Origin of the sequence: Sphingobium phenoxybenzoativorans (genome assembly GCF_001757355.1) — a bacterium.
Taxonomy (GTDB): Bacteria; Pseudomonadota; Alphaproteobacteria; order Sphingomonadales; family Sphingomonadaceae; genus Sphingobium; species Sphingobium phenoxybenzoativorans.
Map to the genome: position 1 here is coordinate 1 of NZ_MINO01000046.1, position 25657 is coordinate 25657.

Sequence of the window (25657 nt, forward strand, 5' to 3'; positions counted from 1 at the left end):
AGGGCGTCATCGGCCAGTTCCTGCTCGCCGCCGAACAGGTGCGCGCAACCAGTGATGTCGAGCGCCAGCCCGTGCGGCGGGTCCAGGGCGGCCATCGGCGTATAGCGCCGCGCCCCGTCGCACAGCCGCTCCAGCCAGTCCTGATCGGCATGGGGATCACAATCGAACACGCGCAACTCCGGGATGCGCGCTCGCGCGTCGGCAAGCGTCATGCCGGGGGAAATGCCAAGCGCCAGCGCATCGGCATCCACGGCCGACAGCCGCATCGCGCCCCGCACCTTTTCGACCGTGGCGGTGGGCAGGCCGCCCTGTTCAGCCGGTGGCGACCACCGTGCGGGTTCCGCTATCCGCAGCCGGTCCAGCGGCAGGAAGGGGAACCACAGCGCCAGAAAGCGGCGGTTCGATGAAGCATCTTTGGTCACGATTCCACTCCAGCCGCCAGGCAAGGCCATCCGGCCCGGCGCGGCGGCGCAACAAGGCTATGTCGAAACTGCTGTGCCCCGGCGCATTGGCGGCCAGCGGGGCGGAGGGAGCGGCGGCGATGCGCCATCGCGTTTCGGCGGCGCTGGGCGACGGCTCGGCATCCAGCCGCAGAAGCAGGGCGGTCGTTCCCGCGCTTTCTGCCGCCAGGGTCAGGCGGCGGCTTGCCGTCAGGTCCAGAACCCTGGGATTTCCCCAGCATTCGATCACCACTGCGCACAGGACCGGGCACCGCAGCGCATCCGCCGCCGCCCGCAGCACCGTCGCATCGTCGGGCATCACGGCCAGCAGCATGTCGGCCGGGTCGATGCCCAGATCCGCAAGGCCGCGTCCATAGGGCATGCCCGACCGCCGCATCGCATCATCGGTCCGCAGCCAGAGAAAGCATCCTTTCCGCCGCCCTTCCGCCGGCGCATCATCGGCAAGCAGGGTGAGCAGAAGGGCGAAGGCGCTGGCGCTGCCCGCATCCTCCGGCTCGGCCCCGAACAGCTCATGCAAGCGGCCGCGCGCGAAGCCGCCGCCAATCGCCTTGTCCACCCCTTCATGGCCAGTGGCGAAACTGCCGCTGACGCGCCTGTCCCGCCCATCGCCGAGCCGTTCGATGCGCCGCCGGAGCGCCGCCAGGGTGGAGGACGAATCATGCACAATATATGTTCCCTATTTGTTCTATTCTGGACTTTCTTCCTTTCCTGTCAAGCGTGCGGCCTATCAACGGCTGACAGGGCCAGCTACCCTGTTAAACGCACCGTGCTCCTGCGAAAGTTCAGACGGTGGGACTGGGCTCCTGCTTTCGCAGGAGCACGCCGCAAACAAAAAAGGCGCCCGGAGGCGCCTTTCCCATTGTACCGGAAATTCCGATTACTTCTTCAGCGTCAGACCGCCGAAACGCTTGTTGAAGCGCGCAACCTGGCCGCCCTGGTCAAGCTGACGCGTGCCGCCGGTCCAGGCCGGGTGCGACAGCGGATCGATGTCGAGCGCCAGCGTGTCGCCTTCCTTGCCCCAGGTGGTGCGGGTGCGGAAGGTGCTGCCATCGGTCATCTGAACCGTGACGAAGTGGTAATCGGGATGCGTATCGGCCTTCATGTCATGCTCCATAAATGGCCGGTTCCGACCGGCGCTGGACGCTGGAAATCTGTGCGAGCGGCGCGGTTAGCGGGTTTGCCGCGAAAATGCAAGCGGCCTGCCGCCGCCAACGCTCAGTCCTTGGGCGGGTCGGCGACCATGGCGACGCACTGCGCCTCCGCAGCCAGCTTGCCATTGACCATCGCCTTGCCGGAAAATTTGCAGACGGCGCCGCGTATCTGGGTGATTTCGATATGGAAATCGACCAGGCAGCCAGGCTCGATCGGCGCACGGAACTTCGCGCCCTCAATCCCCATGAAATAGACCAGCTTGCCCGATCCGCGCAGCCCAAGCGATTCGACCGCCAATATGCCCGCGGCCTGCGCGATCGCCTCGATAATCAGCACGCCGGGCATGATCGGCCGCCCAGGGAAATGACCCTGGAAAAAAGCCTCGTTGATCGATACCGCCTTTACCGCATGGATCGAGGTGTTGGGCACCATCGACACCACACGGTCGATCAGCAGCATCGGGTAACGGTGCGGCAGCGCCGCCATGACCCCCCGGATATCCAGGGGGCCAAGGTCGGCCGGAACGGCCGCGTCAGAACCGTCGGTCATCGGTGATCAGCGCGACTGGGGCTGCTGGCCGGGATTGGCGGGCGCGGCCTGCTGACCGGCCTGGCCCTGCTGCCCCGGCTGCCAACCGGCGGGCGGCGTGATGCTGACATTGGGCACCAGCGCATTGATCTCGGTCACGACGGCCGCCGTGATGTCGACGGTCGGCTGATAGGACACGGTCGCATCCGGCGCGAGCACCAGATCGACCTTCGCCTTCGTCATCGCAGTCTTGAGCGCATCGGACAACTTGGCGCTGATCTGCTCCTCGACATAGGCGTTGGCGAGTGCGATCGGCTGGCCCAGACGCTGCAATTCGGTCTGCGCATTCTGCTGGCTCTGCTGGAACTGCTCATACTGGGTCTGGAGCGCGGGGGTGGACTTGCCGCCCGCGGCCTTGACGCCAGCCTGCAGCGCCTCGCCCTTGGTCTTGAGGTCGGCATCAATGGCCGCCTTGCGCGTGTTGAAGGCGTCGATCTGCGCCTTGTACGTCGTCTGCATCTGCGTGCGGGCGGTGGTGTAGGCGGCGCTGGTGCCGACTGCGCGCTGCAGGTCGACGACGGCGATGCCCTGCTTCGACTGGGCAAGGGCGGGAGCAGCCGTCAGGGCGACTGCGGCGACGGGCGCAAGGCCAAGGGCCGCGGCTTTGAAAATGGTCTTCATCAGAATTGGGTTCCTACGTTGAAAGTAATAAGCTTGTTGTCGTCCCCTGGTTCCTTGAGCAGCGCCTTGGCGATGTCGATGCGGAACGGGCCGAAAGGCGAATTCCAGTTCACACCGAAACCAACGGAAAGGCGCGGCTTGAGCGTATCGCCCAGATATTCTTCCTCAAATCCGGTGCCGCTTACATGCGTGCCAGATGCGCAAATGGGATTGGAAGCCGTACCTGTAGCGCGCACGGTCGACGTTGTATTGTCGGCAGCCGTAATCGAACAATAGCCGGGGAAATTGACCGTTGCGGGGTCTTTCAGACCTGCCACCGCACCAGCATCAACAAAAATAGACGGCCGCAGTCCCATCTCCCTAGCACCGGCGCCTAGCGGAATTTCCAGTTCAGCATGCGCCAAGTAATAGATCTTCCCGCCCAGAGCATCATCCGACCTGTTATTATTGCTTGCTGAGCGAACGCCGGTGATGACGCCATTATCTGTGACACTGTCGAAATAATAGCGCTTCACGCGCGGGCCGATGCCGCGAATGTCAAAACCGCGCATCTGCGGTTCGCCCAGGAAGAAGCGATCGGTCAGGCGAATCTTGTCGACCTCGGTCACGCCATCGGAGCTGAAGCGCTTGCCTTCCAGCGAATGGATGTAGCCGCCCTCGCCGCTGACCGAGAAAATGAAATTGCCCATCACGCGCCAATATTTGGCGGCGTTCAGGCGCGTGCGCACATAACGCACGCTGCCGCCCAGACCGGCGAAATCCTGGCTGAGCGAGATGTTATGACCGCGCGACGGGCGGATGCGGTTGTCGCGATTGTCGAAGATCAGCGAATAGCCGATGGACGATGTCGTGCGCTTGCCGATGGCGTCGCAGAGATAGCGGCCCGCAAGGATGGGGTCGCACTCCAGGATGCCGTCGCCATTGGTGTCCGAATAATAATTGTTCCGGTTCAGCGTCACATCGTCGAGATTGAGGCTGTAGCGCAGCGCCAGCGACATATATTCCGTGATCGGCACGCCAGCGCGGATCTGGAAACCGGTCGTGGTCTGCTCATAGGTCGTGTTGCGGTCGTTATTCGCAAGATAGTTGAAGCTGTTCAGGTCGCGGCGATAGATGTCGCCGCCCAGCGCGATATTCTTGTCGAACAGGTAAGGCTCGGTGAAACCGACCTCCACCGACTTGGAATAGCTGGAGTAATTGACGCTGGTGCGCAGTTCCTGACCCTTGCCGCGGAAATTGCGCTGAGTGACGGACGCCGAGACGATGAAGCGCTCAAGGCTGGAGAAACCGGCCGACAGCGACAATTCGCCGGTCGATTTTTCCTCGACATTGGTTTCCAGGATGATGCGGTCCGGCGTGGAGCCGGGCTTCTGCTGGATGTCCAGCTTGTCCTGGAAGAAACCGAGCGAGTTGATGCGGTCCTTCGAACGCTTGACCATGAAGCTGTTGAACGCGTCGCCTTCGTTCAAACGGAACTCGCGGCGGACGACCTTGTCCTGCGTCAGCGTGTTGCCGTTGATGTCCACCCGCTCGACATAGACGCGCGGCGCATTCGCGATCTTGAAGTTGATGCCCATGGTCAGGCTGTCTTTATCGCGCTGGAAGTCCGGCTGGACGTCCGCGAAGGCATAGCCGAACAGACCGGCGGTCTCGTTCAACTGGTCGACCGTATCCTCGACCTGCTTGGCGTTGTACCAGTTGCCCTTCTTCATCGGCAGCAACTTGGTCAGGCTGTCGCCGGACAGGTCGCGAATGTCGCTTTCGACCTTCACGTCGCCGAATTTGTAGCGATCGCCTTCCTCCACCACATAGGTAATGATGAAGTCCTGCTTGTCCGGGGTCAGTTCCGCCACGGCGGAGATGACGCGGAAATCGGCATAGCCGTTGGTCAGGTAGAATTGCCGCAGCTTCTGCTGGTCATAGGCCAGGCGATCCGGGTCGTAGGAGGTGCCGGAGGAAAAGATGCGATACCAGCGCGCCGCCTTCGTCGCCATCTCGCCGCGCAGTTCGCCATCGGAGAATTTCTCGTTGCCGATGATGTTGATCTGGCGGACCTTGGACTTGGGTCCTTCGGAAATCTCGAACACGATGTCGACGCGGTTCTGGTCGAGTTGCACCATCTTCGGCTCGACGGTCGCAGCGAAGCGGCCCTGCCGGCGATAGAGTTCGATGATGCGGGCAACGTCGGCGCGGACCTTTGACCGCGTATAGATCTGGCGCGGGGAAAGCTTGATCTCCGGCCGGATCTTGTCTTCCTTCAACCGCTTGTTGCCCTCAAGCACGATGCGGTTGATGACCGGGTTTTCCTTGACCTGGATGACGATGTCGCCGGTCTCTGCGCCGCTGATCTGCACATCGGCGAACAGTTCGGTCTCATAGAGTTCGCGCAGCGCCTGATCGAGCGATTCCCGCGTGTAAGCCTGGCCCTGGCGCAGCTTGGTGTAGGACAGGACCGTATCCGGCTCCAGACGCTGCTGGCCGGAAACCGAAAGCGTCCGGATCGTTGTCGCAGGCACGGAAGCGGCGGGCACGGAGGGAGCAGGCGACGGCGCCGACTGAGCCGCGGCTTGGGTAACGCCCAGCCCCGAAAGGACGGTGCCAGCCAACAGCGCGGCGATCACCGGCCTGTGGATGTTGCTGCGCTTGATCGCTGTCACCCGTTTTTCATCCTCAATTTTAACCATTAATGCGGCCTAGATCAGCCGATATCCCCACGCCGCCGACACTGGAACACCATATCAGCGAGCCTCCCTGCCCGAAGCCGCCTATCCGATCAAGCCGGACAGGCTTTTCCACAGTCCGAAAGACGATAAGTCGTTGAAAGTCACCAGAACCATTACAGTCAGCAGAACCGCCAGGCCGGAGCGGTAAGCCCATTCCTGCACCTGTGGACTGACCGGCCGCCTCTGAACCGCCTCGATCGCGTAGAACAGCAGGTGCCCGCCATCCAGCATCGGGATTGGCAAGAGGTTGATGAACCCCAAGTTAATCGAGATGAGCGCCATGAAGAAGATGAAGTCCTCAATGCCCCTGTCCGCCTGTTCGCCGGAAAGCTGGGCCATTTTCAGCGGTCCGCCAAGCTCGTCGAGCGGACGGCGGCCAGTGACCATCTGCCCCATCGTTTCCACCATCATGCGGACGATGGATACGGTGCGATCCACTGCGACGCCGGGCGCCTCCAGAAGCGAAACATTCCGCTGAACCGGCGCTGCGCTGCGGATGCCCAATTGCCCGAACCGGTAATGGTTGCCGAAGCGATCCTTCTCCTCCCGGACGCCGATCGTGATCGGCAGGATGATCGTCCGGCCGCCGCGATCCAGGGCAAAGCTCGACAGCTCGCCAGGACGGTGGAAAACCGATTGGGTGAGCTGGTCGAACCGGTCGATGCGGCGCCCGTCGATCGCCACGATGCGGTCGCCCGCGCGAATGCCCGCCTTTTCCGCCGCGCTGCCGGCCATGACCTTGCTTGCCACGGCGGGGGTGACATTTTCCCCATAGGCAAGTGCAAAGCCGGCCATGATGACAAGGGCGAACAGGAAGTTGATCGCCGGACCCGCAAAAACAATCGCCGCACGCTGCCACACCGGCTTGCCGGGAAAGCTCTGCGCGCGCTCGGCGGCGGGCAGCTCCAGCCATTTGGGATCGGCCTGACTTGCGACGCTCATGTCGCCCTTAAACTTCACATAGCCGCCCAAAGGCAGCAGACCGAGGCGCCAGCGCGTGCCGCGACTGTCCACCCATGCAGCGATTTCCTTGCCGAAGCCGATGGAAAAGGTCTCCGCCTTCACCCCGCACCAGCGGCCGACGATATAATGTCCAAACTCGTGCACGAACACGAGCGGGCCGATGACCGCGATGAAGGCGAGTACGGTCACGATAAAGCCGGGCGTTTCGATCAAACCTGCACTCTTTCCAAAATGCGCCCGGCGGCCGCTCTGGCTGACCGGTCTGCTTCCAATATATCCTCAATCCGGCGCGGCGCCTGCGCGCTATACGCCGTCAGGGTTTCCTCCACAATCATGGCGATTTCAAGGAAGCCGATCCGCTCGGCGAGAAAAGCCGCCACCGCGACTTCATTGGCTGCATTGAGCACCGCCGGATAGGCTCCGCCAGCCTCCGCCGCCTGCCGGGCGAGGCGCAGCGCAGGGAAACGGGCTTCGTCCGGCGCCTCAAAATCCAGTCGTCCGATCGCCGCCAGATCCAGGGGCGCGCATGGCGTCGCAATCCGTTCCGGCCAGGCCAGCGCATGCGCGATGGGGATGCGCATGTCCGGGCTGCCAAGCTGCGCCAGCGTGGAGCAATCGCGAAACTCGACCATCGAATGAATGACCGATTGCGGATGGACCAATATCTCGATGCGATCGAGACCCACCGGGAAAAGATGCGCGGCCTCAATAAATTCAAGGCCCTTGTTCATCATCGTGGCGCTGTCGACGCTGATCTTCGCGCCCATGGACCAGTTGGGGTGCTTGACCGCCTGCGCCGGCGTCACGGCCCGCATGGCCTCCTGCGACAAAGTGCGGAAAGGACCGCCGCTGGCGGTCAGCGTTATCTTGCGCACCTCCGCCAGCCTGCCCCCGGCAAGGCACTGGAATATCGCATTATGCTCACTGTCCACCGGCAGCAGGGTTGCGCCGGATGCGTGCGCGGCCTCCATCATCAGGCTGCCTGCGGAAACAAGCGACTCCTTGTTGGCGAGGGCAATGGTGCGTCCGCCCTCAAGCGCAGCCAAAGTCGGCTCCAGGCCAGCACAGCCAACGATGGCGGCCATCGTCCAGTCAACATCCCTGCGTGCCGCCTCGACCAACGCGGCCGGCCCTGCCGCGACCTCTATATCCGTACCGGACAGGGCATCGCGCAGGTCGGTATAAAGGGCCTCATCTCCGATCACCGCCAGCCTTGCGTCATGCTGGCGGGCAGCAGCGGCAAGCGCCGCCACATCGCGGTGCGCGGTCAGCGCAACGACCTGATATCCGTCGCGATCCCGGCCGATCAAATCGAGTGTCGATGTGCCGACCGATCCGGTGGCGCCGAATATCGAGACGCGCCGCATAGTCACAGCAGCCCCGGAATGGCGACCAACAGCGCCGCAAGCGGTGCAGAGGTGGCGACGCCGTCCAGCCGGTCCAGCACGCCGCCATGGCCCGGCAGAAGCGTTCCGCTGTCCTTGACCCCGGCCCGGCGCTTCAACCAGCTTTCAAACAGATCGCCGCCCTGCGCAGCCACGGCGAGTATGCCGCTCGCGGCCGCAAGCCGCACCGGCAGCCCGGCCGATATATGGAGCAGAAAACCGAACAGGAGCGCGCAGGCCACGCCGCCGCCAAGCCCGGCCCATGTCTTGCTGGGGCTGACCGAAGGCGCCAGCTTGGGACCGCCGATCGACCTGCCCGCGAAATAGGCCCCGATATCCGTCGCCCAGACAAGGCCAAGCGCCCAGAACGCCAGCAGCAACCCGTTCATATTCGGTAGCTGTTCCCTGAGAAACAGCAGGGCCAGCACGGGCAGCGAAATATACAAAATTCCAGCGGCGGTCATCAACGACCGCGCCGCCACCAGGGCGAACAGGAAGCCGCCAAGGGCAAGGCCCACCGCCAGAAACGAAGGGCCAGCCGCCCAGGGCGACATGATCGCCAGGGGAACGCAGACGGCGAACATGGACATGCGCTTCCCATGCGCGGACGCGCGCGTAAGGTCCGCCCATTCGGCCTGCATCAGGACGCCGGCGATCGACAGCAATATCCAGAAGACCACGCCGCCAGACAGCAGCGAACCGATCGCCACGCATATCAGCGCAATGCCTACCGTCGCACGGGTTTGAAGCTCATTGGCCACAAATAATCTCAAAGGCCGCCGAAGCGCCGCTCACGTTCTTTGAAGACCGACAGCGCCGCCGCAAGCGCCTCGCCATCGAAGTCCGGCCAGAGCATGTCGGTGAAATAAAGCTCGGCATAAGCCGCCTGCCAGAGCATGAAATTGCTCAGGCGCTGCTCGCCGGACGTGCGGATAAGCAGATCGAGCGGAGGAAGCCCGGCGGTATACAGGCAATTGCTGATATCCTCCGCGCCGATATCGCCCGGCGCGATTTCTCCCGCAGCCGCCTTTGCGGCCAACGTCTGCGCCACCCGGACCATCTCGTCCTGAGACCCGTAATTCAGGGCGACCGCGAGAATGGACCCGCTGTTGCCCGCGGTCCTGTCCACCGCATTGTCGATCAGCTTGACCAGTGCGGGATCAAAGGCGCGATAATTGCCGATGATTTTCAGGCGGACGTCATTGGCGTCGAACTCGTCAATATCGGCCTGGATGAAATGGCTGAGCAATCCCATCAGGTCGGAAACCTCGGAGGCGGGCCGCTTCCAGTTTTCCGACGAGAAGGCATAGAGGGTAAGGCATTCCAGCCCCATCTCTCGCGCGGCGCGCGCCGTGCGGCGCACCGCCTCCACCCCGGCCTTATGACCGGCGAGGCGCGGCATGAGGCGTTTCTTCGCCCAGCGGCCGTTGCCGTCCATGATGATCGCGACATGCCGCGCGCCATGATTCACGGCGGGGAGAGGAATGTCGCGCTTTGCCTTTGTTGCCACGGAAAACCCTATGCGCCGATTCGGCCGCTATTGGCCAAGGATTTCTTTCTCCTTGGCCTGGGCGGCGGCATCGATGTCGACGATGGTGGCGTCCGTCATCTTCTGGACCTCGGTCTCCAGGCGCTTGCGCTCATCCTCGCTGATCTCGCCCTTCTTCTCGTCCACCTTCAGGCTGTCCATGCCGTCACGGCGCACGTTACGCACGGCAATCCGCGCGCCTTCGGCATATTTGCTGGCGAGCTTGGCCAGTTCCTTGCGGCGCTCCTCGGTCAGATCGGGGATCGGCAGGCGCAGCGTCGTGCCGTCGGTCACGGGGTTAAGGCCGAGACCAGCGGAGCGGATCGCCTTTTCGACCGGCGTCACATTGCTGCGGTCCCAAACCTGCACGGACAGCATGCGCGCTTCCGGCGCGGATACGGTCGCGACCTGGTTGAGCGGCATATGGGCACCATAGACCTCCACCGTGATGGGATCGAGCAGGGCGACATTGGCCCGGCCGGTGCGCAGGCCAGAAAGGTCGCCCTTCAGCGATTCGACCGCGCCCGCCATGCGGCGCTCCAGACCGGCCTTGTCATATTGCGCCATGTTCAACTCTCCTGATTCTGTACGACCGTCGCCACGCCATCCCCCGCCAATACCTTGGCCAGATTATTGGTCTCGCGAATGTTGAAAACGACGATGGGAATGTGGTTTTCGCGGCAAAGGGCGATGGCGCTGGCGTCCATCACCTTCAGATTGTCATTGAGGACCTTGTCAAAAGACACTGTTTCATAACGGGTGGCCGTCGCGACCTTCTTGGGGTCCGCATCATAGACACCATCGACGCTGGTGCCCTTGAACAGCGCATCGCAATTCATTTCCGCCGCGCGCAGCGCCGCCGTCGTATCTGTCGTGAAGAAAGGATTGCCGGTGCCCGCAGCGAAAATGACGATCCGGCCCTTCTCCATATGCCGCATCGCGCGGCGGCGGATATAGGGTTCGCAGACCGACGCCATCGGAATGGCGGACTGAACGCGCGTGTCGCAGCCGATCCGCTCCAGCGCATTCTGCACAGCCAGAGCGTTCATGACCGTGGCCAGCATGCCCATATAGTCAGCGCTGGTCCGGTCGAAGCCCTTGGCGGCCCCGGCCAATCCACGGAAAATATTGCCGCCGCCGACCACAACGCACAGCTCGAAGCCCGCATCCTTGGCCGCCGCAATCTCCCCCGCAACCCGGTCCACCGTTTCCGGGTCGATGCCGAACTGCCCCTGCCCCATCAGCACTTCGCCGGACAGTTTCAAAAGGATGCGTTTGAAGGTTGGCCGAGTCATGGGCGGTTCGAGAATCCCGAAAATGCTTGAAAAGTCGGCGGACCTTAGTCGGGCGCGGCGGAGATGCCAAGTGGCCTTCGGCGTGAGATTCCGGCTATTCGATCATCGCTTCCACGGTCTCATGGGGATAGAGGGCAAACTCCCGGTAAAGCCGGAAATGGGCCGTATCTTCGAGAGCGACGGGCCGCATGCCAAACTGCTCCATCTGCCAAAGGGCAGCATCGGGAAGCGCCATCAATATTGGCGAATGGGTCGCCATGATCACCTGCGCATTATTGGCATATTGTATTCGGCGCAGCAGCTTGAGGAATTCGAACTGCTTTTGCGGAGAAAGCGCGGCTTCGGGTTCGTCGAGTATGTAGATGCCCTGCCGGCTCATCCTTTCCTCGAAAAAGTCCACGAAACCTTCCCCATGCGATGCAGCGAGATAATTAGGTCCAGCCTCACCCGCATCCATTGCCGCCTCGTCGAGATAGCGGGCGACCGAGAAGAAGGTTTCCGCCCTGAAAAACCATCCTTGCTTGACCTGCGGCAACCAGGAGCCACGAAGTTTCGCGCCAAGGGAGCCTGCATCCGATGCTGAAGCCCGTCCATGCCCCACGGCGCGCATGCCCTGCGCGCCACCCGCATCGCTAAATCCCGCGTGGTGCGCCAGCGCCTCCAGCAATGTCGACTTTCCCGTCCCGTTATCGCCAACCAGGATCGTGACGGGCTTATCAAATTGCAGATCGAGGCCGCGTATGAGCGGCAGGGAAAAGGGGTAAGACGCCCAGTCCGGCGCATCTTGCCCGTCGGCGTTAGGCAGCCATATCCTCTTGAGAAACGGCGGCGGCAGCGATGTCGAGCGTTGCTTTGAACCCATCGCCGGAACAATATAGCGGCGCATGTCGCCTGCAAGATGCGCACCCGGATCATTCTGACCCGATTTGAATATTTCAATGAAAAAGGGCGCCCGTTTGAGGCGCCCTTTTCTATTTGTGAACCGGCTATTTGTGAGCCAGCGAACGCCGGATCGGCTCAGATGCCGGCAGCCGCCGCGACTTCCGCTGCGAAGTCGCTGACTTCCTTTTCAATGCCTTCGCCGAGCTGGAAGCGGACATAGCTTTTCAGCGTGATCGACTTGCCGGCATCCTTCGCCGCCTTGGCGACGACGTCAGCGACCGGGGTCTTGTTGTCCATCACGAAAAGCTGGCTGAGGAGAGCATTCTCCTTGGCGTATTTGGCGACCGCGCCATCGACCATCTTGGCGACGATCTCGGCGGGCTTGCCGGACTCGGCGGCCTTCTCGGCGGCGATGCCGCGCTCACGCTCCAGCAGGGCCGGATCGATATCGGCGGACGACAGCGCCAGCGGGAAGGCGGCGGCGATGTGCATCGCGATCTGCTTGCCCAGCGGCTCCAGCACGTCTGCGGGCGCGTCACCCTCAAGCGCGACCAGCACGCCGATCTTGCCGAGGCCCGGCGCGGCGGCGTTATGGACATAAGGAACGACGACGCCCTGACCGACCGACACATGCGCGACGCGGCGCAGCGTCTGGTTCTCGCCGATGGTGGCGATGTTGGCGACCAGCTTTTCCGAAACGGTGCCGCCCGACGGATAGGTTTCCGAAGCCAGCGCGTCAGCATCTGCCGCGCCCTTGTCGAGCGCGATCTGCGCGACGGTGCGGACGAAATCCTGGAACTGGTCGTTCTTGGCGACGAAGTCGGTCTCGCTGTTCACTTCGACGGCGACGCCCTTCGTGCCAGCGACGGAAACGCCAACCAGGCCCTCGGCCGCGGTGCGGCTCGACTTCTTCTGCGCAGCGGCAAGGCCCTTGGCGCGCAGCCAGTCGGTCGCCGCCTCGATGTCGCCGCCGGACTCGGTCAGCGCCTTCTTGCAATCCATCATGCCAGCGCCCGAACGGTCGCGCAGTTCCTTGACGGCGGCGGCGGTAATCTCAGCCATCTTTAATTCCTTTGTCAGTATTTCAAATGTGCGGGAGGGCGCGTCCCTGTAAAGAGCGCGCCCTACCCGGTCAGCTTTGCAGTTTTGCGAAAGCGATCAGGCTTCAGCGGCGACGGCCTCTTCGGCCGCCGGCTCGTCCAGCGCGCCAATGTCGACGCCCGACGCCTGCTGAGCGCCTCGGTTGCCCTTGGTCGCGGCCGCCGCAATGGCGTCGCAATAGAGGCGGATGGCGCGGCTGGCGTCATCGTTCGCCGGAACCGGGAAAGCGATGCCGTCAGGCGACACGTTCGAATCGAGGATCGCCACGACCGGGATGCCCAGGGTGTTGGCTTCCTTGATCGCCAGTTCTTCCTTGTTGGCGTCGATCACGAACATCACGTCCGGGATGCCGCCCATGTCGCGGATGCCGCCGAGCGACAGCTCAAGCTTCTCGCGCTCACGGGTCATCTGAAGGACTTCCTTCTTGGTGAGGCCGTGGGTATCGCCCGACAGCTTCTCCTCAAGGGTCTTCAGACGCTTGATCGAACCGGAAATCGTCTTCCAGTTGGTGAGCATGCCGCCCAGCCAGCGATGGTTGACGAAATGCTGGCCCGAACGGCGGGCAGCCTCTGCGATCGGGTCCTGCGCCTGGCGCTTGGTGCCGACGAACAGAACCTTGCCGCCCGAAGCGACGCTGGCCGACACGAAGTCGAGGGCGCGCGCGAACAGCGGAACGGTCTGCGAGAGATCGAGGATGTGGATGCCGTTGCGGTCGCCGAAGATGTACGGCTTCATGCGCGGGTTCCAGCGGTGGGTCTGGTGGCCGAAATGCGCGCCGGCTTCAATCAATTGCTGCATGGTGACGACAGGTGCCGCCATAGTCATTCTCCTTACCGGTTGAGCCTCTGGGAATCAGTAACCGAAAGCCCTTGCGAGGCGGCCGGCACCGGGATGTGCGATTCCCATGTGGGTTAAGTGCGCGCCCTTACCTGTCCAAAAACGCATTTGCAAGGGTTGACAGGCGGAATAGAATGGAACATATCATGAACATACGGAACAAATGACGGATTTACGCGATTTACGGCACATTGTCGGCAGATGGTGTATCCGGCAGGATGAAAGGCTAGATAAAATGGTCGCTATCGTTGCAGCCCTTGTGTTCGCCGCCGCTTTTGCCCTGGCTGTGGGCACGATGACCTTCATGTTCGTCACCTATCGCGACAAAATGGTCGCGGCCCTGCTCTATCAGCCGGAACCAGCGCCTCAGCCCAGCTACTCTGTCGCCATCCTGCGCACGCGCCGCACGGTGATGGACGCGCAGTTCGCCCTTGCGGCGTGAGAATTTAATCCCCGCCCTTTTTTGGTGGCGTGCTCCTGCGAAGGCAGGAGCCTAGTTCGGAATCCAGAACCGGACTCCTGCCTTCGCAGGAGCACACCGCATTCCAAACGTCAGGAGAAGGGTTGATTTGATCAACTTGCCGGTTTTGCCGTGATCGGCTTTGCGCGACGGACGCGGGCGTAGCTGATCATGCCGAACGGGATCAGCAGGATATATACGCCGCTGATTGCGAGCAGCGTCAGCCAGGGGTTGGTCATCAGCAGCGCAGCCAGCAAACCAGCGAGAGCGATCGCCTCCAGCCGTACGGTCTTGCGGAGCCGGAGCGCGGTCCAGCTATAGGTCGCGATGCTGGAAATCATCAGGAAGGCGACGAATACCGCCCATGGCGCAACCACATACCAGGCGCGGAAAATATCCAGGCCGGTAACGAGCCACAGATATAAGGGCATGAAGGTCAGTCCCGCCCCGGCAGGCGCCGGCACGCCGGTCAGAAAGCCCGCCGATTTATGCGGCTGCTCATCGGCATCGATATTGGCGTTGAAGCGCGCAAGCCGGAGCGCGCAGGACAGGGCATGGCACAGCGCGAATATCCATCCAGCCTGCGGCATGGCCTGCAGGGACCAGAGATAGAGGATCAGCGCAGGCGCCACGCCGAAGGCGATGACGTCCGACAGCGAATCCAATTCCGCCCCGAACCGGCTTTCCCCGCGCAGCATCCGCGCGATCCGCCCATCCAGCCCGTCCAGCACGCCGGCAATGATGATCGCAGCGACCGCCCGCTCCCATTCCCCGGAAATGCCGTAGCGCACACCGGTCAGGCCAAAGCACAGGGCCATGGCGGTCACGGCGTTGGGCGCGACCATCCGCAGCGTTATGCCGCGGCGCAGTCCGCGGGGAATGGCGCGCCGCCGTCTCGTCACTGAAGCACGCCCGCTAGGCCCTGCCCATCGCCAAGCCGCGCAATGACAGTCTCGCCCGCCACAGTGCGCTGCCCCAGCACGACCTTGGGCATGGTTCCGGCGGGGAGATAGACATCCACCCGGCTGCCGAAACGGATGAGGCCTATACGCTGGCCTGCGGCAACAATATCGCCGGGCTTCACAAAAGGCACGATCCGGCGGGCGACCAAGCCGGCAATCTGCGTGAAACCGATTCGCACGCCATCGTCCCGCTCGACCAGGATATGCTGGCGCTCATTATCCTCGCTCGCCTTGTCGAGATCCGCGTTGATGAACTTGCCGGAGATATAGACGACCGATTTCACGGTGCCGGAAATGGGTGTGCGGTTGATGTGCACGTCGAACACGCTCATGAAAATCGACACCCGGACCATGGGCTCTTCGCCCAGCCCCTGCGGCCCCGCCATTTCGCGCGGCGGCGGCACCTGCTGGATCAGCGTGACCAGCCCGTCGGCCGGTGCGATCACCAGCGCATCGTCGCGCGGCGTCGCGCGAACCGGATCGCGAAAAAAGGCCAGAACCCAGATAGTAACGCCAACCATTGGCCAACCGAGCCAGGGCCAGCCCAGGATGAATATCAAAGCGGTGATCGCCGCGGCGATGGCGGCGAATTTGCGCCCCTCCGGATGGACGGCGGGGAAGCGCCACTTGACGCCGCCACCCGCGGCCATCGTGATTTCGTTATTTTCCATGCCCGGTCTTTACGGCCTCATATCCGCACTGACAACGCCGCCACTGCCTCATATATCCGAGATATATTCGAGTATGCCGCCCGCTATGCCGCAATGCCGTAAAATAGCGTGTGGAAAGGTTGAATATCGGCCGCGCTTTGCCTAGACGCCGGTGCATCCCATCCCCAGGCATAGAGAAAGCGGATATAGCGCATGGCGAAGATCAAAGTGAAAAACCCGGTCGTCGAGATTGACGGCGACGAGATGACCCGGATCATCTGGGAATGGATCCGCGAGCGCCTGATCAAACCCTATCTCGATATTGACCTGAAATATTACGACCTGAGCGTCGAGAAGCGCGACGAGACCAACGACCAGATCACGGTCGACTGCGCCAAGGCCATCCAGCAATATGGCGTCGGCGTGAAGTGCGCCACCATCACGCCGGACGAAGCCCGCGTCGAGGAGTTCAAGCTCAAGAAGATGTGGAAGTCGCCGAACGGCACCATCCGCAACATTCTGGGCGGCGTGGTTTTCCGCGAACCGATCGTCATTAAGAATGTGCCCCGCCTGGTGCCTGGCTGGACCGACCCGATCGTCGTGGGCCGTCATGCGTTCGGCGACCAGTATAAGGCGACCGACTTCCGCGTCCCCGGCCCCGGCAAGCTGACGCTGGTGTGGGATGGCGAGAATGGCGAGAAGATCGAGGAGGAAGTATTCCAGTTCCCCTCCGCCGGCGTCGCCATGGGCATGTATAATCTGGACGATTCGATCCGCGATTTCGCCAAGGCGAGCATGAACTACGCGCTCGACCGCAAGTGGCCGCTCTATCTTTCCACCAAGAACACGATCCTGAAAGCCTATGACGGGCGCTTCAAGGACCTGTTCCAGGAAGTGTTCGACGCCGAATTTGCCGACAAGTTCAAGGCAGCCGGCATCGTCTATGAGCATCGCCTGATTGACGACATGGTCGCCTCCGCGCTCAAGTGGAGCGGCAAGTTCGTCTGGGCCTGCAAGAATTATGACGGCGACGTGCAGTCCGACACCGTGGCGCAGGGCTTCGGTTCGCTGGGCCTCATGACGTCCGTGCTGATGTCGCCGGACGGCAAGACGATCGAGGCGGAGGCCGCGCACGGCACCGTCACTCGCCACTACCGCATGCACCAGCAGGGCAAGTCGACCTCGACCAACCCCATCGCCTCCATCTTCGCCTGGACCCAGGGCCTGTCGTTCCGCGGCAAGTTCGACGACACGCCCGACGTCGTGAAGTTCGCCGAGACGCTGGAGGCGGTCTGCATCAAGACCGTAGAGGACGGCGCGATGACCAAGGATCTGGCGCTGCTGATCGGTCCCGATCAGGCATGGATGACCACGGAGCAGTTCTTCGAGGCGATCCGCGTCAATCTGGAAGCCGAAATGGCCTCATGGAACTGATTGCCGCAAAGGCGATTATTTCAGCATGACAACGACCGGACGGAAGCGCCTTGATGTTCGCAATGCGGTTCCGTCCGATGTCCGGGCGATCATCCGGCTGATCGATCGCGTCTACCCGGATATGCCCAGCTACGCTCCGGCCATGGTGCGGGGGCAGATCAACAATTTCCCGGAAGGCTGCTTCGTCGCGCTCTACGACAATAAGGTCGTGGGCTATTGCGCGACAATGCGGGTCAGCAAGACCATGGCCTTTTCTCCCCATGACTGGGAGGAGATCACCGCCAACGGCTTTGGCACGCGGCACAGCGCGGCGGGCGAATGGCTCTACGGCTATGAAATGGCGGTGGACCCGAAACAGCGCGGCCTGCGCATCGGCCAGCGTCTCTATGACGAGCGCAAGGAACTGGCCGAACAGCTCGACCTGCACGGCATCGTCATTGCCGGCCGCATGCCGGGATATGCCCGCGCCCGCCGGAAAGTTTCGGGACCTGACGATTATCTGCATCAGGTGGTCACGGGAAAGCTGCCCGATCAGGTCATAAGTTTTCAGTTGAAGAACGGCTTTGAGCCTCTTGGTATCCTGCTGAAATATCTGCCGGAGGATAAGGCGTCGGCGGGTAACGCCGCCCACCTCGTCTGGCGCAATCCCTATGTCGATCCGGACGAAGCGCCCGAAATGCGGGTGCCGCGCGGCGTCGAAAGCGTCCGCCTCGCCACCTGCCAGCTTCAGGCGCGCGCGGTCGGCGATTTCGACGAATTTATCCGCAACGTCGAATATTTCGTCGATGTCGCGGCGGACTATCGTTCCGACTTCATCGTATTCCCGGAATTGTTCACGCTGCCGCTGCTGTCGTTCGAAACCAAGAAACTTTCGCCGCCTGAGGCCATCGACCGCCTGACCGCCTACACCCCGCGCCTGACCAAAGAGCTTGGCCGGATGGCGCTGGAATATAATATCAACATCATCGGCGGCTCCCACCCGACCCGCACCGATGACGGCGACATTCAGAATGTCGCCTATGTCGCCCTGCGCGATGGATCCATTCGCGCGCAGGAGAAGATCCACCCGACGCCCAACGAGGCCTTCTGGTGGAACATCAAGGGCGGGGATTCGCTGGACGTCATCCAGACCGACTGCGGCCCCATCGGCGTCCTCATCTGCTATGACAGCGAGTTCCCGGAGCTGGCCCGGCGCCTGGTGGATCAGGGCGCGCGGATGATTTTCGTGCCCTTCTGCACCGACAGCCGGTCCGGATATATGCGGGTGCGCTATTGCGCGCAGGCGCGGGCGATCGAAAATCAATGCTATGTCGTGATGTCCGGCAATGTCGGCAACCTGCCGAACGTCGACAATATGGACATTCAATACGCGCAAAGCTGCATCCTGACGCCCTGCGACCTGCCCTTCGCGCGGGACGGCATCGCGGCGGAGGCCAGCGAGAATGTCGAGACGCTGACCATCGCCGACGTCAACCTGGCCGATCTGAGCTGGGCGCGGGCGGAGGGCACGGTGCGCAACCTGCGCGACCGGCGGTTCGACCTTTATCATATCGACTGGGACAGCAATCCGGGCGCGCATGCGCCGAGCGGCGGGCCTGTTCCGGCTGGCGGACACAACTCGCCGGGCGGCGGCTGAACACCTATCAGGGTAATGTGCTCCTGCGAAGGCAGTAGCCCAGTTCGGATGGCGGGACTGGACTCCTGCTTTCGCAGGAGCACGCTTTGAAACGAACATGTGCGGTGTGCCAGTTTCACACCGCGATACGCCCTAACTCAGCCCCGCCTCCGGCGATCGGATATGCTCCCGCCGGACGCCCAGGCCCAGCACCCGCGCCGGAATAGCCTGCAACGCTGGATAACGGTCCAGCATGCGCAGCGCCAGAGGCGGCCGTTCCAGCCGCGCCTCCGGCTTCAGCAAGGCGCCGATGATATTGTCATGCGCCATCTTCTGAATGCGCTGGATGACGCGGGTCGGGAACATCCGGCGTTGCTGCACCTTTGCCAGCAAAGGATCAGGATCGCCCCCCGAAGCCAGCGTTTCCGCCAATATGTTGGCCGCCGCAACAGCGTCCTGCACCGCCAGATTTATGCCGACGCCGCCGACGGGCGACATGGCGTGCGCTGCGTCGCCGATGGCGAGCAGGCCGGGGCAATGCCAGCGCGTCAGCCTGTCCAGCGACACGGTAAGCAGCTTCACCTGATCCCAGTCCTGCAGCGCATCGATGCCTGGGGCCAGTTCCGGCGCCAACTGGCCGATCTCGTCGCGAAACGCCGCCAATCCTCTTGACCGGACGGCATCCGCCTGCCCCTTGGCGAAAACATAGGCGGCCTGCCAATAATCGCCCCTGTCGATCAGCGCGATGATGCGCCCGGCCTCAAAGACGCCGGTCGTGCGGTTTTCACCCGGCTGTTTGGGCACGCGGAACCAGAATACATCCATCGGCGCACCCAGATCCTCCCGCGGCAGGGCGGCCGCATCCCGCAACACGGATCGCCGCCCGTCCGCGGCAATGACCAGCCGGGCGGGAATATGCGCGCCATCGGCAAGCGTCACGCCGTCCACCCGCCCGGCCGGGTCGAACGTCGCGCCTGTCGCTTCCGCTTCCATACGGAGCGAAAAACCGGGCAGCCGCCGCGCCTGATCCGCCAGAAAATCAAGAAAATCCCATTGCGGCATCAAGGCGATGAATTTGCTCTGCACCGGCAGCCGGGAAAAATCCGCGATATGGATGCTTTTCCCGGCCACCCGCCCGGTCAATGTCGACACCTCGTCATGCGGCCGCGCGAGCAGACCGTCGACCAGGCCAAGCTCCCGGAACAGCTCCAGCGTAGAGGGATGAACCGTGTCGCCCCGGAAGTCGCGAAGGAAATCCCGATGCTTTTCCAGCACCAAAGTCTCCACCCCGGCGCGCGCCATCAGATATCCCGTCATCATTCCGGCGGGTCCACCGCCGACAACGACAATTTTTCCTGCATTCCGGGCCATTTTTCTTCCCTCCGCTACTGACACATAGCGCTGATGCTGATCTAATGCAGCCATGGCATTTGAATTGGACAATAAGGGGTTCAGCGACGCGCTGGTCATTCTCGGCGCGGCTGGTCTGGTCATTCCCGGTTTCGCGCGGTTCCGGATCAGCCCGGTCATCGGTTTCATCCTTGTCGGCATCCTTGTCGGTCCGGCCGGTCTCGGATCGCTGGTCGGGACATATCCCTGGCTGTATCATTTCACGATATCCGATCCGCATTCGATAGAACCCTTCGCTGAATTCGGCATCATCCTGCTGCTATTCTCCATTGGTCTGGAATTGAGTTTCCGGCGCTTATGGTCGATGCGGCGGCTCGTGTTCGGCGTAGGCGCGGCGGAATTGCTGGGCAGCGGCGCTATCCTGGCGATCGGCCTCTATTTTCTGGGGCAGCCGCTGGCGGGCGCGATAGGTCTTGGCCTGGCGATCGCTCTCTCCTCGACAGCGCTGGTGCTGCCAATGGCGGGCACGCAAAGCCCGGTTGGCCGATCCGCCTTTTCCATGCTGCTGTTCGAGGATCTGGCGCTGGTCCCGATCATCTTCATGCTGGGCGCGCTCGCACCCACCGCGTCGGACGCAGGTTTCGGCAATCTGGTCGAAACGCTGATCAAGGGGGGTATTACCGTCGCCATCATGCTGGTCGCGGGCAAATATCTGCTGACCCATATCTTCAGCCAGGCGGCGCGCACCAAAAGCCCGGAAGTTTTTCTGGCCGCCAGCCTGCTGGTCGTCATCGTTTCCAGCATGGTGACGTCGCTGGTCGGTCTGTCCCCCATCGTCGGCGCGCTTCTCGCGGGGCTGCTGATCGCCGAAACCGAATATCATGGCGAGGTGGAAATCATCACAGCGCCGTTCAAGGGACTGGCGCTGGGCGTTTTCCTGCTGACCGTGGGGATGAGCCTGGACATGCGGGTCATCCTGGCAAACTGGCCGATGCTGGTGACGGCGGTGATCGGCGTGGTGATCGTCAAGACCGTGGTAACCGCCCTGCTCCTGCGTTTCTCCGGCGCCCGGCGCGCCGTGGCGCTGGAGGTCGGCTTGCTGATGTCGAGTCCGTCCGAGACCACCCTGATCGTGCTGTCGGCGGCCTCTGCGGCGCAGTTGATCCTGCCCTCCACGGCTGCATTCTGGCAGATCGTGACCGCCATCGGCCTCACCATCACACCCCTGCTTGCCCGCCTGGGCCATGACGTCGCCCGCCGGATCGACCTTGCCAGCGGCGAGGAACCCCCGCCCATGGGCGATGACGGCAGCCGGCCGGCCGCGGTGGTGATCGGTTTCGGGCGCGTCGGCCGAATGGTCTGCGACCTGCTGAAAACCCACAACCAGCCCTTCGTCGTCGTGGAATCCGACGCCGATGTGGTCGCCGAGGGGCGACGGGGCGGATATCCGATCATGTTCGGCGACGTGTCACGCGCGGAGATGCTGGACAAGCTGCGCCTGGGCCATGCCCGCGCGCTGATCCTGACAATGGACGATCCGGTCCTGTCGATCCGGGTGACAAAGCGCGTGCGCGGCTGGGTGCCTGACCTGCCCATCATCGCCCGCGCCCGCGACCCCGACCATGCCGCGCAGCTCTACAAGGCGGGCGCAAGCGATGCGGTCCCGGAAACGCTGGAAAGTTCGCTGCAGCTTGCAGAGACGGCGCTGGTCGATCTTGGCGTCGCAATGGGGCCGGTGATCGCGTCGATCCACCAGACGCGGGAGGATCTGCGGCAGGAGATCAAGGAAGCCGGAGAGCTGGATTCCGCGCCCCGCCTGCGGCGTCTGCGGGAAAATGAAGCCTGAGCGGCGAGATCAGGCCCGTTTGGGAATATCCAGACCCCGCAGAACCGCGGGCCGGGCTAGACCGCGCTCAAGCCAGGCGGGGACATGCTTCAGGCTCGCATAATCGACCAGCTCACCCGCCTCATAGAAGCCCACCAGATTGCGGACCCAGCCAAGCGTGGAAATATCAGCGATGCTGAATGCATCGCCCATGATCCAGGATCGATCCGCCAACCGGTCCTCCAACACGCCGAGCAAGCGTTTTGACTCCGTGACATAGCGCTCCAGGGGGCGCTTATCCTCGATCGCCTTGCCCGCAAATTTGTGGAAAAAGCCGATCTGTCCGAACATCGGCCCGATGGCTGCGTTCTGAAAAAATACCCACTGAATGGTTTCATAGCGCATAGCGGGATCGGCGGACAGGAATTGCCCTGTCTTGTCGGCAAGATAGATCAGGATCGCACCGGATTCGAACAGGGCCAGCGGCTTTCCGCGTGGCCCGTCCGGGTCGAGTATCGCGGGAATCTTCCCATTGGGATTGAGGGACAGAAACTCCGGCGTCCAGCTCTCATTCTTGGTGATATCAACCAGATGCACCTCATAGGGCAGCCCGGTTTCCTCCAGCATGATTGAGACCTTCACCCCATTGGGCGTCGGGAGACCATAATATTGCAGCCGATCCGGATGGGCGGCGGGCCAACGGGCAGTGATCGGGAAAGCGGAAAGGTCTGACATATGCTGCTCCATCAGCCGGCGACCCGTAAAAAGATAGGGTTCCGGCGTTCCTCAGCAACCCCAAAGCCCGAAACACAGGATTAACAATATTGGTCCGTTCCGGAGAAAATGATGCTTTCCAGTAAGTTAATGATGTTGCAGTGCAACAAATCCTCCTCCGATATGTTATCACCCCATCAAACGGGGAGATTATCATGGAATATCAGATTGGCGCGCCATCGCAGGCATGTTTCGACGTCGAGGCGTTCACCGCCATGCTCCGCGCCGATTTCGGCGCTGCGTCCGTGACGCTCGCTCATCAGTTGCTGGCGACGGCGCAGGGTGACGCGCGCGTCAACCTGCAACGGGTGATCGCGGCGCTGATGGCTGACGAAACGGCGCAGCAATGCTGACCCGCAGGGAAGGCGCGATCAGGCGGGAACCTTCAACAAGGCGGCCTTGACGGCCTCGATCGCGGCATCGGCCTTGTCGCCGTCCGGCCCGCCGCCCTGCGCCATGTCGGGGCGGCCGCCGCCGCCCTTGCCGCCAAGCGCCTCCACGCCCGCACGCACCAGATCAACGGCGCTGATGACGCCCGACAGATCATCGGTCACGCCCACGGCGATGCTTGCCCGTCCGTCCGTGACGGCGATGATAGCGGACACGCCCGACCCCAGCTTCTGCTTGTTACCATCAACCAGGCCACGCAATTCCTTGGGGTCGAGGCCATTGACGACTTGCCCCAGGAAGCTGACCGCGCCGACCTGCTCCGGTCCCGCCGCCGCCGCAGAACCGCCGCCGCCAAGCGCCAGCGCCTTCTTCGCCTCAGCCAGTTCGCGCTCCAGCTTGCGGGTCTGTTCCACCAGCGCGGCGATGCGCGACGGCACATCGTCCGGCGCAGTCTTCAGCGTCGCCGCCGCCTGCCGCAACCGCTCGTCGCGATCGGCCAGCCACAGCCGCGCCGCCTCGCCGGTCAGCGCCTCGATCCGGCGGATGCCGCTCGACACGGCGCTCTCCGAAATGATCTTGAACAAGGCGATGTCGCCGGTGGCGCGGACATGGGTGCCGCCGCACAGTTCGACCGAATAGTTGTTCTCGTCCGTCTTGCCCATCGACAGCACGCGAACCTCGTCGCCATATTTCTCGCCGAACAGCGCCATGGCGCCCGCCGCGACGGCGTCGTCCGGCGTCATCAGCCGCGTCGTCACTTCGTCATTATGGCGGATCTGCGCATTCACATCGGCTTCGATCTCGGCGATCTGGGCCGGGGTCAACGCTTCGGGGTGGGAGAAATCAAAGCGCAAGCGATCCGGCGCGACCAGGCTGCCCTTCTGGGTTACATGCCCACCCAGCCGGTTGCGCAATGCCGCATGGAGGAGGTGCGTGGCGCTGTGGTTGGCGCGCACCCGGTCGCGATGGTCGACATCGACAACCAGTTGCACCGTGTCGCCCAACTTGACCGTGCCCGCCTTCACCACCGCCTTATGCCCGTGCAGGCGGCCAAGCGGCTTGGAGGTGTCGGTCACTTCGGCGAGCAGCCCCTCCAACGTCGATATCGTGCCGATATCGCCCATCTGGCCGCCGCTTTCGCCGTAAAATGGCGTCTGGTTGGTCAGGATCGTGACGGTATCGCCCGCCGAAGCGCTATCCACGCGCGCGCCGTCCTTCACCAGCGCGACGACCTGACCCTCGCCCTTGGTGGAGGTGTAGCCGGTAAACTCCGTGCTGCCCTCGCTCTCGGCTATGTCGTACCAGACTTCCTCGGACGCTTTGTCGCCCGACCCCTTCCACGCCGCCCGCGCCGCAGCCTTCTGGCCGGCCATGGCTGCGTCGAAACCGGCGCGGTCGACCAGCAGGCCCTGCCCGCGCAGCGCATCCTCGGTCAGATCATAGGGGAAACCATAAGTGTCGTAGAGCTTGAAGGCCGTCTCACCTGGCAGGGTATCGCCATCGCCCAGCCCGGCCGTCGCTTCATCGAGCAGCTTCAGGCCGTTTTCCAGCGTCTTGCGGAACCGGGTCTCCTCACGGAGCAGCGTCTCCTCGATCAGCGGCTGCGCGCGCACCAGTTCGGGATAGGCGCCGCCCATTTCGCTGACCAGACCGCCGACCAGGCGGTACATCAGCGGCTCTTTCGCGCCGATGATATGCGCATGGCGCATGGCCCGCCGCATGATCCGGCGCAAAACATAGCCGCGCCCTTCATTGGCGGGCAGCACGCCGTCAGCGATCAGGAAACCGGACGAGCGGAGATGGTCGGCAATCACACGATGGCTCGCCTTATGCTCGCCCGCCGTGTCGGTTTTGGTCAGCGCCCCGCTTTCCGCGATCAGCGCCTTGAACGTGTCGGTGTCATAATTGTCGGTGACGCCCTGCATGACGGCGGCGATGCGCTCCAGCCCCATGCCGGTGTCGATCGACGGGTGGGGCAGGTCGCGGACGATCTCATTCGCCTCCTGCTCATATTGCATGAACACCAGGTTCCAGATTTCGACGAAACGGTCGCCATCCTCCTCCGGCGATCCCGGCGGGCCGCCCCAGATATGGTCGCCATGGTCGTAGAAGATTTCGGAGCATGGCCCGCACGGACCGCTGTCGCCCATCGCCCAGAAATTATCCTTGGTGGGAATGCGGATGATCCGCGCCTCCGGCAACCCGGCGATCTTCTTCCACAGCGCAAACGCCTCATCATCCGTGTGATAGACGGTGGCGGTCAGCCGGTTCGGGTCGAGACCCCAATCCTTGGTCAGCAAGGTCCAGGCATGGGTGATCGCCTGTTCCTTGAAATAATCCCCGAAGCTGAAATTCCCCAGCATTTCAAAGAAGGTATGGTGGCGCGCAGTATAACCCACATTGTCCAGGTCATTATGCTTGCCGCCTGCGCGCACGCATTTCTGCGACGAGGCCGCCGTGCTGTAGGGGCGCTTTTCGAGGCCCGTAAAAACATTCTTGAACGGCACCATGCCCGCATTGACGAACATCAGCGTCGGGTCGTTATGCGGCACCAGCGGCGCGGACGGCACCGGCGTATGGCCGGTCTTCGCGAAATAGTCGAGAAAGGAGCGGCGAATGTCGTTCGTTGAGGTCATGCGCCGGATTTAGGGAAGTGTTTCG

Annotated in this window: 25 protein-coding genes; 5 read left to right on the forward strand and 20 right to left on the reverse strand. The window is 62.8% G+C overall.

Going from position 1 to position 25657, the window contains the following annotated elements; all coding sequences use genetic code 11:
- The 15 genes from BHQ40_RS25280 to rpsB form a co-directional block, all read right to left on the reverse strand.
- A partial coding sequence (locus BHQ40_RS25280) for a Y-family DNA polymerase (protein WP_494338026.1) occupies positions 1-422 on the reverse strand: 422 nt, incomplete at its 3' end.
- Complete coding sequence (locus BHQ40_RS17390; protein ID WP_070157055.1) at positions 313-1125, reverse strand: ImuA family protein; 813 nt, start codon at positions 1123-1125, stop codon at positions 313-315. The genes BHQ40_RS25280 and BHQ40_RS17390, both read right to left, overlap by 110 nt.
- A gap of 213 nt (positions 1126-1338) precedes the next feature.
- Positions 1339-1563, reverse strand: coding sequence for a 50S ribosomal protein L31 (rpmE, locus tag BHQ40_RS17395; RefSeq protein WP_070157079.1), 225 nt, complete (start codon positions 1561-1563; stop codon positions 1339-1341).
- Between the two features lie 113 nt (positions 1564-1676).
- The gene (gene fabZ / locus BHQ40_RS17400; protein ID WP_070157056.1) at positions 1677-2162 is read right to left on the reverse strand and encodes a 3-hydroxyacyl-ACP dehydratase FabZ; all 486 of its coding nucleotides are present in this window, start codon (positions 2160-2162) and stop codon (positions 1677-1679) included.
- Between the two features lie 6 nt (positions 2163-2168).
- Entirely contained in the window at positions 2169-2822 is a 654-nt protein-coding gene (locus BHQ40_RS17405) for an OmpH family outer membrane protein (RefSeq protein WP_070157057.1), read from the reverse strand.
- Positions 2822-5506, reverse strand: coding sequence for an outer membrane protein assembly factor BamA (gene bamA / locus BHQ40_RS17410; RefSeq protein WP_070157058.1), 2685 nt, complete (start codon positions 5504-5506; stop codon positions 2822-2824). The genes BHQ40_RS17405 and bamA overlap by 1 nt, the downstream gene beginning before the upstream one ends.
- Positions 5507-5587: 81 nt before the next feature.
- Positions 5588-6721: an RIP metalloprotease RseP gene (rseP, locus tag BHQ40_RS17415; RefSeq protein WP_070157059.1), complete on the reverse strand. Its 1134-nt coding sequence runs from the start codon at positions 6719-6721 to the stop codon at positions 5588-5590.
- Complete coding sequence (locus BHQ40_RS17420; RefSeq protein WP_070157060.1) at positions 6718-7875, reverse strand: 1-deoxy-D-xylulose-5-phosphate reductoisomerase; 1158 nt, start codon at positions 7873-7875, stop codon at positions 6718-6720. Before BHQ40_RS17420 ends, rseP begins: the two co-directional genes overlap by 4 nt.
- Positions 7876-7877: 2 nt before the next feature.
- A complete protein-coding gene (locus BHQ40_RS17425; RefSeq protein WP_070157061.1) occupies positions 7878-8654 on the reverse strand; it encodes a phosphatidate cytidylyltransferase in 777 nt (258 codons plus the stop codon).
- 8 nt (positions 8655-8662) lie between these two features.
- Complete coding sequence (uppS, locus tag BHQ40_RS17430; protein WP_070157062.1) at positions 8663-9403, reverse strand: undecaprenyl pyrophosphate synthase; 741 nt, start codon at positions 9401-9403, stop codon at positions 8663-8665.
- 27 nt (positions 9404-9430) lie between these two features.
- Positions 9431-9988 (reverse strand): ribosome recycling factor, encoded by a 558-nt coding sequence (gene frr, locus BHQ40_RS17435; RefSeq protein WP_070157063.1) that lies wholly within the window; start codon positions 9986-9988, stop codon positions 9431-9433.
- 2 nt (positions 9989-9990) lie between these two features.
- Complete coding sequence (gene pyrH / locus BHQ40_RS17440; RefSeq protein ID WP_070157064.1) at positions 9991-10716, reverse strand: UMP kinase; 726 nt, start codon at positions 10714-10716, stop codon at positions 9991-9993.
- Positions 10717-10810: 94 nt separating this feature from the next.
- Positions 10811-11602, reverse strand: coding sequence for an AAA family ATPase (locus BHQ40_RS17445; protein WP_253183402.1), 792 nt, complete (start codon positions 11600-11602; stop codon positions 10811-10813).
- A gap of 131 nt (positions 11603-11733) precedes the next feature.
- Entirely contained in the window at positions 11734-12660 is a 927-nt protein-coding gene (gene tsf / locus BHQ40_RS17450) for a translation elongation factor Ts (RefSeq protein WP_070157065.1), read from the reverse strand.
- Between the two features lie 96 nt (positions 12661-12756).
- Positions 12757-13518, reverse strand: a complete 762-nt coding sequence (rpsB, locus tag BHQ40_RS17455) for a 30S ribosomal protein S2 (protein ID WP_070157066.1) — start codon at positions 13516-13518, stop codon at positions 12757-12759.
- 253 nt (positions 13519-13771) lie between these two features.
- Here rpsB and BHQ40_RS17460 point away from each other — a divergent pair, with 253 nt between their 5' ends.
- A complete protein-coding gene (locus BHQ40_RS17460; RefSeq protein ID WP_070157067.1) occupies positions 13772-13978 on the forward strand; it encodes a hypothetical protein in 207 nt (68 codons plus the stop codon).
- Positions 13979-14109: 131 nt separating this feature from the next.
- On the opposite strand, the gene BHQ40_RS17465 is transcribed toward BHQ40_RS17460, so the two are convergent.
- A complete protein-coding gene (locus BHQ40_RS17465) occupies positions 14110-14841 on the reverse strand; it encodes a CDP-alcohol phosphatidyltransferase family protein (RefSeq protein ID WP_070157081.1) in 732 nt (243 codons plus the stop codon).
- Positions 14842-14894: 53 nt separating this feature from the next.
- Entirely contained in the window at positions 14895-15629 is a 735-nt protein-coding gene (locus tag BHQ40_RS17470) for a phosphatidylserine decarboxylase (protein WP_070157068.1), read from the reverse strand.
- A gap of 192 nt (positions 15630-15821) precedes the next feature.
- Between BHQ40_RS17470 and BHQ40_RS17475 the strand changes: the two genes are divergently transcribed.
- Together BHQ40_RS17475 and BHQ40_RS17480 are read left to right on the forward strand one after the other, a co-directional pair.
- A complete protein-coding gene (locus tag BHQ40_RS17475; RefSeq protein ID WP_070157069.1) occupies positions 15822-17042 on the forward strand; it encodes an NADP-dependent isocitrate dehydrogenase in 1221 nt (406 codons plus the stop codon).
- Positions 17043-17067: 25 nt separating this feature from the next.
- Positions 17068-18678 (forward strand): bifunctional GNAT family N-acetyltransferase/carbon-nitrogen hydrolase family protein, encoded by a 1611-nt coding sequence (locus BHQ40_RS17480; protein WP_070157070.1) that lies wholly within the window; start codon positions 17068-17070, stop codon positions 18676-18678.
- A gap of 132 nt (positions 18679-18810) precedes the next feature.
- On the opposite strand, the gene BHQ40_RS17485 is transcribed toward BHQ40_RS17480, so the two are convergent.
- Complete coding sequence (locus tag BHQ40_RS17485; RefSeq protein ID WP_070157071.1) at positions 18811-20028, reverse strand: FAD-dependent oxidoreductase; 1218 nt, start codon at positions 20026-20028, stop codon at positions 18811-18813.
- Between the two features lie 52 nt (positions 20029-20080).
- On the opposite strand from BHQ40_RS17485, the gene BHQ40_RS17490 reads away from it, so the two are divergent.
- Positions 20081-21853 (forward strand): cation:proton antiporter domain-containing protein, encoded by a 1773-nt coding sequence (locus BHQ40_RS17490; protein ID WP_070157072.1) that lies wholly within the window; start codon positions 20081-20083, stop codon positions 21851-21853.
- Between the two features lie 9 nt (positions 21854-21862).
- Here BHQ40_RS17490 and BHQ40_RS17495 read toward each other — a convergent pair whose 3' ends face one another.
- The gene (locus tag BHQ40_RS17495; RefSeq protein ID WP_070157082.1) at positions 21863-22567 is read right to left on the reverse strand and encodes a glutathione S-transferase N-terminal domain-containing protein; all 705 of its coding nucleotides are present in this window, start codon (positions 22565-22567) and stop codon (positions 21863-21865) included.
- Positions 22568-22761: 194 nt separating this feature from the next.
- Here BHQ40_RS17495 and BHQ40_RS17500 point away from each other — a divergent pair, with 194 nt between their 5' ends.
- On the forward strand, positions 22762-22959 hold the full coding sequence (locus BHQ40_RS17500; RefSeq protein WP_070157073.1) for a hypothetical protein: 198 nt from the start codon (positions 22762-22764) through the stop codon (positions 22957-22959).
- An 18-nt stretch (positions 22960-22977) separates the two neighbouring features.
- Here the strand turns inward: BHQ40_RS17500 and alaS are convergent, their stop codons facing one another.
- On the reverse strand, positions 22978-25632 hold the full coding sequence (alaS, locus tag BHQ40_RS17505; protein WP_070157074.1) for an alanine--tRNA ligase: 2655 nt from the start codon (positions 25630-25632) through the stop codon (positions 22978-22980).
- Positions 25633-25657 lie beyond the last annotated feature (25 nt).